At 60.8% G+C, this 13,099-nt stretch carries 16 protein-coding genes; 6 read left to right on the top strand and 10 right to left on the bottom strand.

Annotated elements, in window-relative coordinates:
- Positions 1-9: 9 nt before the first annotated feature.
- Together Hbl1158_RS00625 and Hbl1158_RS00620 are read right to left on the bottom strand one after the other, a co-directional pair.
- On the bottom strand, positions 10-255 hold the full coding sequence (locus tag Hbl1158_RS00625) for a type II toxin-antitoxin system HicA family toxin (protein ID WP_234298156.1): 246 nt from the start codon (positions 253-255) through the stop codon (positions 10-12).
- Positions 256-525 (bottom strand): hypothetical protein, encoded by a 270-nt coding sequence (locus Hbl1158_RS00620; RefSeq protein ID WP_234298155.1) that lies wholly within the window; start codon positions 523-525, stop codon positions 256-258.
- Positions 526-690: 165 nt separating this feature from the next.
- Here Hbl1158_RS00620 and Hbl1158_RS00615 point away from each other — a divergent pair, with 165 nt between their 5' ends.
- Together Hbl1158_RS00615 and Hbl1158_RS00610 are read left to right on the top strand one after the other, a co-directional pair.
- Positions 691-2,118 (top strand): DEAD/DEAH box helicase family protein, encoded by a 1,428-nt coding sequence (locus Hbl1158_RS00615; RefSeq protein ID WP_234298154.1) that lies wholly within the window; start codon positions 691-693, stop codon positions 2,116-2,118.
- Positions 2,105-3,451, top strand: a complete 1,347-nt coding sequence (locus tag Hbl1158_RS00610; protein WP_234298153.1) for a DUF790 family protein — start codon at positions 2,105-2,107, stop codon at positions 3,449-3,451. The genes Hbl1158_RS00615 and Hbl1158_RS00610 overlap by 14 nt, the downstream gene beginning before the upstream one ends.
- A 365-nt stretch (positions 3,452-3,816) precedes the next feature.
- On the opposite strand, the gene Hbl1158_RS00605 is transcribed toward Hbl1158_RS00610, so the two are convergent.
- From Hbl1158_RS00605 to Hbl1158_RS00590, 4 genes are all read right to left on the bottom strand, one after another.
- The gene (locus Hbl1158_RS00605) at positions 3,817-4,236 is read right to left on the bottom strand and encodes a type II toxin-antitoxin system VapC family toxin (RefSeq protein ID WP_234298152.1); all 420 of its coding nucleotides are present in this window, start codon (positions 4,234-4,236) and stop codon (positions 3,817-3,819) included.
- A 5-nt stretch (positions 4,237-4,241) separates the two neighbouring features.
- Positions 4,242-4,493: a hypothetical protein gene (locus Hbl1158_RS00600; protein ID WP_234298151.1), complete on the bottom strand. Its 252-nt coding sequence runs from the start codon at positions 4,491-4,493 to the stop codon at positions 4,242-4,244.
- A 126-nt stretch (positions 4,494-4,619) separates the two neighbouring features.
- On the bottom strand, positions 4,620-5,012 hold the full coding sequence (locus Hbl1158_RS00595; protein WP_234298150.1) for an NUDIX hydrolase: 393 nt from the start codon (positions 5,010-5,012) through the stop codon (positions 4,620-4,622).
- 173 nt (positions 5,013-5,185) lie between these two features.
- Complete coding sequence (locus Hbl1158_RS00590; RefSeq protein WP_234298149.1) at positions 5,186-6,091, bottom strand: ADP-ribosylglycohydrolase family protein; 906 nt, start codon at positions 6,089-6,091, stop codon at positions 5,186-5,188.
- A gap of 297 nt (positions 6,092-6,388) precedes the next feature.
- Between Hbl1158_RS00590 and Hbl1158_RS00585 the strand changes: the two genes are divergently transcribed.
- Complete coding sequence (locus tag Hbl1158_RS00585) at positions 6,389-7,270, top strand: NmrA/HSCARG family protein (protein ID WP_234298148.1); 882 nt, start codon at positions 6,389-6,391, stop codon at positions 7,268-7,270.
- 35 nt (positions 7,271-7,305) lie between these two features.
- Here Hbl1158_RS00585 and Hbl1158_RS00580 read toward each other — a convergent pair whose 3' ends face one another.
- Entirely contained in the window at positions 7,306-8,742 is a 1,437-nt protein-coding gene (locus Hbl1158_RS00580) for an FAD-binding oxidoreductase (RefSeq protein ID WP_234299560.1), read from the bottom strand.
- A 303-nt stretch (positions 8,743-9,045) separates the two neighbouring features.
- Here Hbl1158_RS00580 and Hbl1158_RS00575 point away from each other — a divergent pair, with 303 nt between their 5' ends.
- Positions 9,046-9,690, top strand: coding sequence for an SDR family oxidoreductase (locus Hbl1158_RS00575; RefSeq protein WP_234298147.1), 645 nt, complete (start codon positions 9,046-9,048; stop codon positions 9,688-9,690).
- A 142-nt stretch (positions 9,691-9,832) separates the two neighbouring features.
- On the opposite strand, the gene Hbl1158_RS00570 is transcribed toward Hbl1158_RS00575, so the two are convergent.
- Positions 9,833-11,215: an ATP-binding protein gene (locus tag Hbl1158_RS00570; protein ID WP_234298146.1), complete on the bottom strand. Its 1,383-nt coding sequence runs from the start codon at positions 11,213-11,215 to the stop codon at positions 9,833-9,835.
- 148 nt (positions 11,216-11,363) lie between these two features.
- Between Hbl1158_RS00570 and Hbl1158_RS00565 the strand changes: the two genes are divergently transcribed.
- On the top strand, positions 11,364-11,747 hold the full coding sequence (locus Hbl1158_RS00565) for a hypothetical protein (RefSeq protein ID WP_234298145.1): 384 nt from the start codon (positions 11,364-11,366) through the stop codon (positions 11,745-11,747).
- 70 nt (positions 11,748-11,817) lie between these two features.
- Here the strand turns inward: Hbl1158_RS00565 and Hbl1158_RS00560 are convergent, their stop codons facing one another.
- Both Hbl1158_RS00560 and Hbl1158_RS00555 read right to left on the bottom strand, forming a co-directional pair.
- Positions 11,818-12,168, bottom strand: a complete 351-nt coding sequence (locus tag Hbl1158_RS00560; RefSeq protein WP_234298144.1) for a hypothetical protein — start codon at positions 12,166-12,168, stop codon at positions 11,818-11,820.
- Between the two features lie 44 nt (positions 12,169-12,212).
- Entirely contained in the window at positions 12,213-12,398 is a 186-nt protein-coding gene (locus tag Hbl1158_RS00555) for a hypothetical protein (protein WP_234298143.1), read from the bottom strand.
- A 142-nt stretch (positions 12,399-12,540) separates the two neighbouring features.
- On the opposite strand from Hbl1158_RS00555, the gene Hbl1158_RS00550 reads away from it, so the two are divergent.
- Positions 12,541-13,098: a winged helix-turn-helix domain-containing protein gene (locus Hbl1158_RS00550; protein WP_234298142.1), complete on the top strand. Its 558-nt coding sequence runs from the start codon at positions 12,541-12,543 to the stop codon at positions 13,096-13,098.
- Position 13,099 lies beyond the last annotated feature (1 nt).

Below are 13,099 nucleotides of genomic sequence, written 5' to 3'. Positions count from 1 at the left end.
GAACCAAGCTCAGGCGTGGTCGTCGATCCACTCACACCACGCTTCGAAGTCGTCTGCACCACACTGGTCTGCAATTGACCGCAGTGTTCCAATTCGTACTTCCTTGTGTTGAGGGACGTCGACATTCCGAACTTCACCGGTCTCGGGATGTTCGTATCGGAGTCGGACGTGACTTCCCTCGCGGGAGACGGGAACGTATCCAAAACTCCGGAGGACTTTCGCTATCTCTCGTCCGGAAAACGTTTTCCGAACCATTCACTGCAAAAATTCTGGCAGTTCGTCGTGCTCGTCGAGGTCGTCAGGATCGATGTTCATCTCTGTCCGGAGGAAGTCGTCCGGATCGTCGATAGGCTCTCCGCCCCCGTCTTCGAGTCGGAGGACTTCGGCCAGTTGTGCGAGGGCGTCGGCACGAGTGTCTCCACCCCTCGCGAGACCGGTCTCGATATCATGAGCGGTCACGCTCCCGTCATCTTCACGGATGAATTCCACCCCATCCCGCTTCTTGTCGCGTGACGTGCTCGCCATATCTGTTTAGTGGCGAATCACGCTGATAAGCTTTCGGTGATTGCCGCCACTCACCTCCTCTGTACTAACCAAGGAAGCAGAGAACTGGTGTTTTGAACCGTTGAATAACACCCTTATCTCCGGTACTGATAACCGCCTCAGTCGCAAAGTCTCACTCCACCCGAAATGCGTATCGAGTTCGACGATGGAACGCTCTTGCTCCGGGACGCCCCCGATGGTGTGCCTCACGCGGAGTGGGACGACCGCGTCGACGAGTATCGCGCTCAGGCCCGCCACTATCGGTCGATTCGAGACTGGGCCGGTGAGTGGGACGATCCAACGGCCGAGAATGGGCAATTAGAACTCCACCAGAGTGCAGGACAAGACGTCGATCTCACGGACGACGCGCGGGCCTATCCCGACATCGCGCTCATGCCAGCCGTCCAGATCGAATCCCGGGATTATCAACAGGCCGCGCTCAATGCGTGGCGCGACCACGGCCGTCGAGGCAGCGTCGTGCTCCCGACTGGCAGCGGGAAGACGTTTCTCGGCATCCAAGCCATCGCTGACGCCGGTGTCGCGACGCTGGTCGTCGTGCCGACGATCGACCTAATGAACCAATGGCACGCCACTCTCACCAACGCCTTCGGCGACCAGCTCTCACAAGACATCGGTGTCCTCGGTGGCGGCTCCCACGACGTGACGCCCATCACGGTCACCACCTACGACAGCGCCTATCGCTACATCGACGAGTACGGTGACCGGTTCGGCCTGCTCGTCGTAGACGAGGTGCATCACCTGCCAGCCCCCACCTACCAGCAGATTCCCGAAATGACGATCGCGCCCTACCGGTTGGGGCTGACCGCTACCTACGAGCGGGCCGACGACAAGCACGAGGTGCTCGAAGACCTGATCGGCCCGGTCGTCTACGAGGAGCAGGTGGACAATCTCGCCGGCGAGTACCTCAGCGAGTACGAGACGATCCATCTCTCTGTCGATCTCACGTCCGAGGAGCGCGAGCGATACGACGAGGAGTACCAGATCTATCGCGACTACGTCGACAGCCACGACTTCGACCTCTGGAAAGAGACGGGCTATCAAGAGTTCCTCCAGCGCACCTCCTACGACCCGCAGGGACGACGGGCACTGATCGCCAAGCAGCGTGCCGAGAAGATCGCCCGCACCGCCGCAAAGAAACTTGACACGCTGGACAACCTGATCAAGCGCCATCACGACGACCGCGTCATCATCTTCACCGCCAACAACGAGTTCGCCTACGACATCTCCAAGGAGTTCGTCGTCCCCTGCATCACCCACCAGACCAAGACCGACGAGCGCACCGAGATACTGGAGCGGTTCAAGACCGGCGAGTACTCGATGCTGGCGACGTCGCAGGTGCTGGACGAGGGCATCGACGTGCCCGCCGCAAACGTCGGCATCATCCTCTCGGGAAGCGCCTCCAAGCGGCAGTACGCCCAGCGGCTTGGCCGGATTCTTCGCCCAACAGAGGAACGCGAACCCGCCCGCCTGTATGAGATCATCGCCGCCGACACCAAGGAAAACTACGTCTCCCAACAGCGACGACAGGGGGTGACCGGCAGTGCTGACAGCTGATCTCGCCCGCTCGCGCACGACCGACGATGAGGTCAAACCCCAGTTCATCGATCCCCACGAGAAGCGATACCGGCAGACAGCCCGCGAGCTGATCGACCTGTTCGATGCACATCTGGGCGAACCGAAGGGCGACCTCGAGGACGAGATCGATGAGCTGACCGTCGCCGACACGGACTACAAGATCATCCAAGGACTGGCGAAGCTGTTGCGAGACGAGTCCGAGTTCGAGACAGTGGCGCCTGTCGAGCCACGCGAGATTCGCCAGCGACTCTTCGAGAAGGCCAACGAGCGGTATCCGATCGTGCGCCAGCCCACACTCGGTGAGGACACCCAGAAGCTGGAGGTGTACAGCACCGTGGCCGACGAGCTGGGCATCTCGCTGGAGGAGTGCTACACGGGGATGTACGCGGACTTGGAGCGCAACAAGCGCCTCGTTCGGTTCGGAAATCGCATCCATGAGGATCACGCCGACGACGAGAGCGGCTCATCAACCACCCAACTCACGGGCCAGTCCGACGACCGCTACCGCGAGGACGACATCACGGTCGATTGGCTGCTTGCCCGCTACAATCTCGCACTCGCGCAGGCCGTGCTGTACGACGCCACGGAGATGCGCATCCGCGTGTGGGATCGCTTTGCAACAGTGTTCAGCTACGTCAAGCTGTTCGGGCTGATGCATCGTATCTATCCCATCGACGCAGAGGGCGAGCGCGTGGCCAACACGGGTCGGGCCGATGGATACGAGGCCGTGCTGGACGGGCCGGCGTCGCTGTTCTCTCAAACGCGCAAGTACGGCATCCGGTTAGCGAATTTCCTGCCGGCGCTCCCGCTGTGTGACCGCTGGGAGATGGAGGCAGCAATTGCAGACGATGACGCAGTGAGTCGGACGCGTACACTCGCACTCGACCACACAGATTCGCTGTCATCGCCCTACAGCTCCGGCGACGAGTTCGACAGCGATGTCGAGCGGACGCTCGCTTCCAAATGGGAGCGGGCGAACACTGACTGGGAGTTGGTGCGCGAGGATGACGTGCTGGATCTTGGCGAGGAGGTGATGCTACCGGACTTTGCGGTCGAACATCCCGACGGTCGCCGGGCTCTCCTCGAAATCGTGGGATTCTGGACGCCCGAGTATCTCGACGAGAAGCTGTCGAAGATCCGCGACGCGGATGTCGACAATCTGGTGGTGGCCGTCTCGGAGCGATTGGATTGCGCCGAGGAGGACTTCGGCGACACCGCCGACTGCGTGCTGTGGTTCAAATCCGGGATTCACGTCTACGATGTCGTTGAGTTGGTTGAGGAACACGCCGTCGAGACTTCGGCGGCTCAGTGATCTCGGCCTCGTTTATCACTTTCACCGTGCTTCCCCGAGTGATTTACATATGGAGGTTCAATATCCACGTGGAACTTGGAACCTTGTCACACGCTCCAAGTTCCCCCTTTCCCAACTCCCATGGCGAACACAGCGTCGGAACTTGGCACGTGCCCGTTCTGCGGGTCGGCTATCCCAGCGGAAGCTGTGCTCATCGAGTACGAGGCTGAGGACGAGACACAGGTCTTCGCGGAATGCTACGAGTGTGAGGAACCTGTTCGGCCACAGTGATTACGAACCGCGGGTTCTGTTGAAACCATCTGGAACTGATTGGAGCGGGATGCTGAATAGAGTGGCTGTATGCAGTAGGAAACACAACTTATCGCTCAGTAGGTCTTGATGTGGGCAACGGTGCCCTCGTACTCACTCCCGTCTAAATCCTGCAAGAGATTCCCATCGGCGGTGTAGGCTGTCCCATCCCGTTCGACGGCGAGTGCGACGTAGGCAGCGTCGTAGGCTGTGATATCGACGGTGTTCGTAATCTCCGCGATGGGGCCGACTGACCCGAACGAGACGAGTTCGATACCGTAGTTATCGAGCGAGTGTGCAGCCTCGCGAAGGCGCTCGCCATCGTAGTGGCCGCTGTACTTGAGTGCATTGACGGCCTCGAAGGGCATGAGTGCCGGTGCGCACAGGTCGTGTTTGCCGTTGAGGAAATCGTCACGAAGTGCTCGGGCCTGTTCGTGATGCTGCTCGGGAATGTACCACTTGACAACAGTGCTGGTATCGACGACGACGTCGGCCATCAGGGTCACTCCTCGCTGTACCGCGCATCACGGAACTCACGAATCCGTTCTGCCGTGTTCGTCGTCGCCACCTCGTCGGCGTCGATAGCACCGCTCAATCGCTCGCTGGTCGCAACTGCGTGGGCGATATTCTTCGATTCCAGACGCTGGAGTTCCTCCTCGATGTGGTCACGGAGCACTGCACTCCAGTTTACTTCATCGTGTTCTTCCATCCGTGCTTTCACCTCGTCGGGGACACGGAAACTCACACTTCCCATAGTGTATTACATATACTACTGTAATATAAGTCATACGCCGTGTCCAGAGCCGGCTCTAAACACAAACTCGGGCAGCCGACAGACCGGTGACTATGTACCGAGCCATTTGACTCGCCGATACGCCTGTCAGTCGAGGAGCGTGTCGGTGACGATCTGCTCGTGGTCGAAGCCCATCTCCGGTAGATCAGCCGGGTCGAAGGTCTCCACCTGCCGTGCTTCCTTACGCGGTGTCGGTGTGTCGTCGGAGACAGGCGTACATCGGTACGCCGCGCTGACGTTTCCCCGCTCGTCCCGATCCGGATCGTCGTAGAGCCCGACGAACTCCTCAACCGAGACATCGAGACCAACCTCCTCACTCACCTCGCGGACACAGGCCTCTCGTGCGGTTTCGTCGGGTTCAACAAGGCCACCCGGAAGAACCCAGCTTCCCTCGAAGGGCGAGTGTGCCCGTTCAAGGAGCACCACCTCCCCTTCGAGTACGATCACCGCGTCGGTCGCGAGTGCTCGAACCTCGACCATACGAGACATTCAGGTCACCGACCACAAGAGCGGTCGGGTGCGCTGTCGACGGGGTTGGCTTCGTCGTGTCTCTCATCGAACCGTACCGCCTGCTCCTTGTTCACTCTCTCTTGTCGGAAGCGACGCGCTCAACGACGAGTTCAGTCCCTGTTACCGTCTAGTGGGCGTGATGGTCACGTATCGAGGTCGGCCAGCTCGCGACCGAGTCGCCGAAGGTCGTCGCCGCGATCGAGTTCATCCACCCATCTGTCGGGGAGAGCGCTGGCACCGAAGCGAGCGCCTGCTATCGCACCCGCTACGGCGCCGATAGTATCGGCGTCACCGCCCCCATTCACGGCGTTCACGACGGCCGACTCGGCGTCGTCGGCCGTGAGCGCGTGATACGTCGCCACCTGCAGCGTATCGACGACGTATCCCGTCGGCGAGAGCGTCTCGGGATCGATCTCGTCGGGAACAGGTTCGACTGCCGCGATCAGTTCGTCCGGGGCCTCCTCGGGAAGTGCGGAGAGTGCGTCCTCCAGCGGCCGTGGTTCGTCACGGAGGTAGCCTGCGATCGCCCGATTAAGGAGTTCACAGCCGTAGACACAGCGGGGGTCGTAGTGGGTGAGCTTCGAGGAGGTGCGACTGGCGGTCGTCAGTTCGTCGAAATCGTGGGCGTACGCGACAGCAATAGGGGCACACCGCATCACGCTCCCATTGCCAGCGTTGCGGCCCTCCGAGCTGTTTTCCCAACTTTCGCGGCTCGCTCGTTCCCAGTCGTCACCGTCCACGATCCGGCGCAGGACGCGACGGGTCAGGCCGCCGATGCCGACGGCGCCGCCCTCGAACCACTCGATGAATCGCCGGCTGGCGTCGTCGGGGTCGAAGCCGCCACACTCGACGAGGCTTCGCGCCAACCGAAGTGCCTGCTCAGTGTCGTCGGTGAGACCGCCCGGCGGGACGCGACCGTCAACGAACTCCGTGAGTGTCCCATACTCTGCGGCGATGCGGTCGGCCGACCAGCCTTCGACCGGTTCGCCGAGCGCGTCACCACACGCCAGCCCGAGCAAAACGCCTTCACCACCGTCGTAAGTGACCATACCGGCCGTTGGGATGGCAGCGTCTCATTCGTTGTGCCCGCCGATCAGAGAGGATCGAACGACAAGCGGCCAACGGTAGTAGCTAGAGATCGCTAATCTGCCGAACGAATCGTCAATCTGGGTTCCACAAGGTGACATCGGTGTCACGTGGTGATTCCGGCGTCCACAGAAGTCATTTTTACCTTCCGCTGTAACAGTACGACTGCGTATCGCGGCTGTGTATCGGAAGCCAACTAGCTTCACTCGAATCAACGCGTAGATAATTCAATTATGAGTGACAACCAGACCAGCGTTCTCGTGACAGGCGCAACGGGCAATCAAGGTGGCGCAGTCATCGATCACCTGCTCGCCGCTGACACGGACTTCGACATCCGTGGATTGACTCGCGACGCGGGGAGTGACACCGCACAAGGACTCGAAGACCGTGGCGTGACGATGGTCGAGGGTGACCTCAACGAACCGGACACCCTCCGTGAACACGTCGACGACGTGGACGCCGTGTTCGCGGTGACGAACTTCTGGACACAGGGGTACGAGACGCAGGTGCAGCAGGGCAAGAACATCGCCGACGTGGCCGCCGAGGCGGGCGTCGACCACTTCGTGTTCAGCGGCGTCGGCAGCCACGAGAAGGACACCGGTATCCCCCACTTCGACTCGGCGTGGGAGATCGAACAGCATGCACAGGATCTCGACCTCCCGATGACCGTCCTCCAGCCGGTGTTCTTCTTCCAGAACTTCGAGGCCTTCGCCGAGGATATCCTCGACGGCACGCTCGCGTTCCCGCTCGAGGAGGGCGTCGAACTGCAGATGATCGACGTCGACGACCTCGGACACGCTGCAGCTGTTACCTTCGAGCGCCCCGACGAGTTCATCGGCGAGCGCATCGAACTCGCCGGTGACGAGTTGACGCTCAGGGAGACAGCGGAGATCTTCTCGCGGGTGACCGGCGTCGACGTCGACCCCGTCCACGTGCCGACCGACGAGGCCGTCGAGGACTTCGGCGAGGAATTCACCGTGATGTGCGAGTGGTTCAACGAGGTCGGCTACTCAGCTGATATCCCGGCACTCGAAGAACGGTTCGGGTTCGAGTTCACGCGCCTACCCGAGTACCTCTTCGAGAACGGCTGGGAGGACAAAGACGGGATGGCCAGCGTCCCCGGCTGGGTCAAGGCGATGTAGTGATCGGTGCTCGTTCACTCCCATAGTACGACGGTCTAGTCGCCGCGATCAGCAGGGTCGATGTTGACGTTCAGGCTGAACACGTTGTCGGGGTCGTACTCAGCCTTCACCTCGGCCAGCCGGTCGTAGTTGTCGCCGTAGACCTGTTCGCTCCAGTCTTCCCACTCCTGTTCTTCGACACCGGTGAAGCCCGCGTACGCACCTTCTGCTCCGGCATCATCGAGGTCGCGGAGCAACTGCTCGGTCTCACGAGCCCATTCGAGGTTGGGGGAGTTCGCGGTCTCCTCCCAGTTGCCCTCGATGGTGATCATATACTGCTTGTCGGCCCACGCGTAGGCCGCGTCCGGGCCGTGACCGATATTCCCGCCCATCGACCAGATACCGATCGCATCCATCGGCGTCGGGGCCTCGTCCATCTGCTCCAAGATGATGTCGTGAGCCTCGTCGGTCAGCTCATCGAGGAAGACCGAGCGATGGGTGTACTTGCGGCCCCACGGGTACATCTGCGTGCCGAGGTCGTGCAGCATCTCGTAGGGCATCACGTCGCTCATGTCGATCAACGGTTCGGCGACGCTGCGAAGCGGCTCAATGACCTCCTCGCCCTCCTCGGGGTTGCCCGTGTAGCAGCCGAGGATGCCGACCGCGGGCGTGCCAGCCAACTCGTCGGGCATCGGCGGGAGTCCCGGCACCTCGCCCCGCAGGAGGATGGTGGTCAGCTCCTCGGGGGCATCCACCATCACCTCACGGTAGGTTTCCAGCACGTCCTCCGCGGCGTCGGCGGGGTAGAAGATGCCGAGGCCCTGCACCATCGGGCCGACCTCGTACAGGTCGAACTCGAAGTTGGTGACGACGCCGAAGTTGCCGCCGCCACCGCGCACCGCCCAGAACAGATCCTCGTTGTGCTCGGGCGAGGCCTTCACCAGCTCGCCCTCGGCGGTGACGAGTTCGACGCTCCGGAGGGCATCGATGCCGAGGCCGTTCTTGCAGCGCATCCAGCCGATACCGCCGCCCAGCGTGCTGCCCGGGATGCCGACATCACCGGCGCTTCCAGTCGGCGGCGCAAGGCCGTGGGGTTGGGTCTCGGCGAGAACATCCTCGGCTCGCGTCCCGGGCTCGACACGCGCGACCTGTTCGTCGGGATCGACGCTGACGCTGTCCATTTCCGAGAGGTCGACGACGAGCCCGCCCTCCGCGAGGGCGGTGCCTGCCTGATTGTGTGCCCCGCCACGAATGGCGAGGTCGAGGTCGTGGTCGGTGGCGAAGCCGACGGCATTGGCCACGTCGGACGCCCCTTTCGCCCGGACGACGAGTGCGGGATACTTGTTGACGAGCCCGTTCCAGACGTTGCGGGTGTCCTCGTAGTCCTCAGAATCAGGGAGGACGAGATCGCCGCGGATTCCCTCGTCCAGCTCTTTCACGTCTTCTTCCGGGAGCGATGCGACGATACCGAGCGGGTGTTTGTACGATGCCATGGTTGCCACTATTAAAATATATTGTCAGGATTGGTTACCACTACTTCCCTGTACAGCTATCTCTTATATGTCAGGCATTGGGATTATGCTTAACGGATGGAGCAACGTTGTCGGCACACGAACCCGGTGAATACGGGACTCGACTATCGGCGCGTGTCTGCCTCTGTCTGTATCAGTACGACTCTTTCTGATCGTTCTGCGTCGTCATGTCTCAATCGCATTTCTGAACCCAGTCGTTCCATCAGGACGGTGTTCGACGACCACAGCGTCTATTGAGCCGAGTCCACATCGATACGATACACGATGCAAGTCGCAGTTATCGGTGCGAACGGCGGCATCGGCCGCGAGTTAGTGCCTCGCCTCGCGGACGCCGGATACGATCCGATCGGCGTCGTGCGTGACGAATCCCAATTCGACGCCGTCCGCGAGCGAGGTGGGGAGCCGCGATACGGTGACCTCGAGGGCGAGCTTGCGCCGGCGCTCGAGGGTGTCGACGCGGTCGTATTCACCGCTGGCTCCGGTGGAGGTACCGGCTGGGACAAGACGCTGCTGATCGATCTGTGGGGAGCCCGCCGGAGCATCGACGCCTGTGTCGACGGCGACATCGATCGATACGTGATGATCAGCGCGTACAACGCGAGCGAGCCGCTGGCCGAGCCAGAAGCACTTGCCCCGTATCGCGTGGTCAAACGCTGTGCCGACGACTATCTGGAACAGTCAGCACTGGGTGCCACGATTCTGCGGCCGACGACGCTCACCGACGAGGAGGGAACAGGGCGGGTGTCAGCAGCCTTCGAGTACCACGACGACGACGGGCCCGACATCCCGCGAGCTGATGTCGCGCAGACGGTCGTCGCCTGTCTCGACGACGAGGCGACGGTCGGAGAAACGATCCGGCTCTTCGGTGGGGACACTCCAATCGAGCAAGCCATCCACCCCTGTGACTGAGCGACTCTCCCGTCGCTCTCGTTCAAACCAGTTGGTATGTGATCGGTTCTTCTTCGTGCTTGCTCAGGAAACATCTGACGTCAAACAATCGTCCGCCGTCACTTTCTGGAAGGAACGAGTGTTGGCCACCTGAGTCGCGGAATCAGAACACAGTGACGACGTCCGCGACGGAGAACAGGCGGAGGTCGTCACGTTCCTCTTCGGCCTCAATCAGGCTCTGGTTGAAGCCACTCCGAGAGAACAAGCAGAACTCGTGAGTGACGTCTCCCCCGCCCTGCGGCGTCCAACGGATGTCCTCCACGTCGCGTTCGAGGTCGTGCAGCACGTCGTACCCCATCGGCTGGCTAGTGAACTTGCACTCGCCGGCGACCATCGTCTCGCCGGATGTCAGTCCGACCACGTCGACCTCCTGCTCCTGATACCACCAGCGACCGACGCGATCGAACGTGTACTCGTCGTAGAGATTGTACACGGCGGTTCGACACAGTTCTTCGAACTTCGGACTGACCGCGTCCGCGAGGTGTGGTTCGATCAACTCCTCGTAGGCATCGGTGCCTGCCCGGTCGTACTTGTCACCCTGCCCGTAGACGAATCGGAACCAAAACCGGAACAGCGCATCCTTCAAGACGTACTGCCCGCGTCGCGATTGCGCGGGGTTTTCGGTCACCGGCACCTCTCGGTCGACGATCTCCAAGTCCTGCAAGTTCTTCAGGTAGTGGCTGATCTGATCGGAGTCGATGCCAGCTGCTTGTGCGATCTCGTTCGGGCTCTCGTTCCCGGCGGCGATCGTCTTCAGGATCGAGAAGTAACGGTTCGGGTTCTCCAGCTCGGTACGCAGCACGTACTCGGGTTCGTCGTGGAGGAATCCACGCTTCGAAAGCACGGCATCCCGGATGTTCTCCCGTAATGGTTGATCGTCGTCAATGGCCTGCAGGTAGTGCGGCGTCCCGCCGAAGACACCCCACGCCAGTACTGTCTCCTCGGGATCGTAGTCGGGGAAGAACTCTGTGGCAGCGTCGAACGACAGCTCCTCAAGCTGGAGGCGCATATCGAACCGGCCGTGAAGCGGGCTTCCGCCGCTCATCACCTTCTCTTTCATCATGCTGATCGACGAGCCGACGAGCACTAGCGTGGCACTCGTGCCCTCGACCTCGTGATCCCACAGTCGCTGGATGACCGAGGGAAGGCTCTCGTCGCTCTCGATCAGGAACGGAAACTCGTCGAGGACGATCAGCGCGTCTTGCTCGATCAGGTAGCCGAGGACATCCTCCCACTCGCGGCGAATGCGCTCGATACCCGGAAAGGTTCGTGCAGCTTCTGCCACGAAATCGTCGAGTTGCACCTGCTTCGTCGTCTCCGTGGCTTGGTAGTAGACGACGTCGTCCCTGTCGCGGATGGAGTGTTCGACCAGTTCCGTCTTCCCGACACGCCGGCGGCCCCAGACGGTGATTAGCGAGGGCTTGTCGGTATCGTACCGCTCTTGGAGGGCCGCAATGTCCGCATCACGGTCAACGAACGCGTCCATATGCTCACAGTCTGGGGCCACCGCAATAACAGCGTCGGATAAGGTAGATTAAAATAGGGTATTTTAGAATACCTAATTCTGAATTACCTTATTTGAACTCCCAGTGATCGGGCCGGCATTTATCCGAATCCAGTGACGTCGGCGCCATATGCGAGGGCCCAAGTTCGACTCCAGCGAGGACGGCAAAGACGCGCTGGCCACAGTTCATGGAATCAGTCGTGCGTCGATCGACAAACTGTTCGATAAAACCGACGAGGTCGCTCCCAAACTCCTCGAAGAGTACGGTGTTGAAGAAGAGGTCGACATCGATGTTGTGAGGGAGTACCTGAAGATCGCCTGCTGCGAGGACATCGCGTGGATGACGGATCAGGGAGTGTGGGATGGAGACGAAGATGTGGAGCGGATCGTCACCGAGATGGACGAGTGCGCAGAGGCGAACACGAAAATGATGGTGGGTCGGGTCGCCTCCCGTCACCGAGATATGATGCGACTCAGCGGTGCTATTATGCAGGAGACATTTAGCAGCAAGTAGGTCACGGTCACTCGAGCATATTTCCCGACTGGTCGGTCGACTGGGTGACAGCCCATTCCCGACCAGACTATCAGATCTGGCCCCGATCGTCCAGCTTCTCAGTCAGCTCCTCGACCTCCTCGAAGTAGACGTGATACCGGTTCCGCCTCACTCCCTCACCGGAGGCCTCAATTTCCCCCTCGGAGAGGCGTTCTCGGACAACGCTTTGCGCCTGCTCGATATCAGTGTCGGCGGCAGCGGCGATCCACTCCATCCCCCGCCACCGCGGGTACTCGTTCGTGAGGACGTGATCGACCCGCTCTTCCGGGGTCATATCGGCGGGATAGTCGGGCTCCAGTTCGTCGGGATCGGCAGGTGGCTCGAATGCCTCCTTGGCATCGTTGAGCGCGTCTCGGATGGAGTCGGGGAGGTCATCGGTCATGACTCCGGATCCTCCGTGTGGTAACTTAGTTGCCGGCGTCGGATTCACTCCAACTCGAAATCCGCTTCAAATGACTGCTTAAATTCATCCTCGTCCATTGTCTGCTCGCGCTGTACGATAGCGACCGAGATCGATCGTTCTATCCCGTCTATATCCGAATGCATTTCACGGACTTCGTCGGCCTCAATCTCGCCCTCACGCAACTTATCCAGAGCCTCGATCACGTCCATATTCGGATATTACACCCCAAAGGAGAAAAGAGCCGGCTACAGCAAAAGCGTGAACCATTGGTGTTCTGTATGGATATCGCGGCTGACAGGGAACAGGTATGCTGCTCCCAAAATAAATTAATCCGCGTCCACGAGATGACGTATGGCCGACGACCGTCCCACCAACGTGAACAAGCGTGTTACCAAGGAGTGGGCGGCGGACACCAACCCCGGCGAGCGCGTTCGCACCGTGATGAAACGGACGTACGACCCCCAGTCGGTCGTCACCATCGCCAAACGGGCGCTAATCTCGGAGACGACTGCACGCAAGCATCTGGATATCCTCGCCGAGGAGGGCTTCGTCAAGACAGCCTCCCCGCCGGATGAGAACGGGACGCGGTACAAACGCGCTCCCCGCTCGGTTGTCCTCGAACGCGCGGGGCAGATCCTCCATTCGGTCGATGTTGAGACGCTTTCGGCTCGCGTCACAGAGCTTCGCGAGACTGTCCGGGAATTCGAGGAACAGACCGGCGCAGAATCCCCACGCGCCGCGGCCATCGATGACACAGAACTGGATGCGGCGGCAGTGACAGAGTGGCAGACGACGCATCGGAACCTGAAGCTTGCACGGGCCGCACTCGCGCTCGCAGACGCAACAGAGGCCGTCGAGGCCTACACCGACTCAGGCGACCACGGTGGGCCATCAGCCCTCAATGGTTGAT

The sequence above is a fragment of the Halobaculum sp. CBA1158 genome, from assembly GCF_021431925.1.
GTDB lineage: Archaea > Halobacteriota > Halobacteria > Halobacteriales > Haloferacaceae > Halobaculum.
Note: the sequence above shows the minus strand (reverse complement) of the source record. Positions and strands in the feature narration are given on the sequence as shown.

Excerpts from the sequence above, each read along its gene's own strand:
- Hbl1158_RS00590 (WP_234298149.1), bottom strand. The coding sequence starts at position 6,091 with ATGGTCACTTACGACGGTGGTGAAGGCGTTTTGCTCGGGCTGGCGTGT.
- Hbl1158_RS00615 (WP_234298154.1), top strand. The coding sequence starts at position 691 with ATGCGTATCGAGTTCGACGATGGAACGCTCTTGCTCCGGGACGCCCCC.
- Hbl1158_RS00555 (WP_234298143.1), bottom strand. The coding sequence starts at position 12,398 with ATGGACGTGATCGAGGCTCTGGATAAGTTGCGTGAGGGCGAGATTGAG.
- Hbl1158_RS00620 (WP_234298155.1), bottom strand. The coding sequence starts at position 525 with ATGGCGAGCACGTCACGCGACAAGAAGCGGGATGGGGTGGAATTCATC.
- Hbl1158_RS00565 (WP_234298145.1), top strand. The coding sequence starts at position 11,364 with ATGCGAGGGCCCAAGTTCGACTCCAGCGAGGACGGCAAAGACGCGCTG.
- Hbl1158_RS00605 (WP_234298152.1), bottom strand. The coding sequence starts at position 4,236 with ATGGCCGACGTCGTCGTCGATACCAGCACTGTTGTCAAGTGGTACATT.
- Hbl1158_RS00575 (WP_234298147.1), top strand. The coding sequence starts at position 9,046 with ATGCAAGTCGCAGTTATCGGTGCGAACGGCGGCATCGGCCGCGAGTTA.
- Hbl1158_RS00550 (WP_234298142.1), top strand. The coding sequence starts at position 12,541 with ATGGCCGACGACCGTCCCACCAACGTGAACAAGCGTGTTACCAAGGAG.
- Hbl1158_RS00580 (WP_234299560.1), bottom strand. The coding sequence starts at position 8,742 with ATGGCATCGTACAAACACCCGCTCGGTATCGTCGCATCGCTCCCGGAA.
- Hbl1158_RS00560 (WP_234298144.1), bottom strand. The coding sequence starts at position 12,168 with ATGACCGATGACCTCCCCGACTCCATCCGAGACGCGCTCAACGATGCC.
- Hbl1158_RS00570 (WP_234298146.1), bottom strand. The coding sequence starts at position 11,215 with ATGGACGCGTTCGTTGACCGTGATGCGGACATTGCGGCCCTCCAAGAG.
- Hbl1158_RS00625 (WP_234298156.1), bottom strand. The coding sequence starts at position 255 with ATGGTTCGGAAAACGTTTTCCGGACGAGAGATAGCGAAAGTCCTCCGG.
- Hbl1158_RS00595 (WP_234298150.1), bottom strand. The coding sequence starts at position 5,012 with ATGGTCGAGGTTCGAGCACTCGCGACCGACGCGGTGATCGTACTCGAA.
- Hbl1158_RS00600 (WP_234298151.1), bottom strand. The coding sequence starts at position 4,493 with ATGGGAAGTGTGAGTTTCCGTGTCCCCGACGAGGTGAAAGCACGGATG.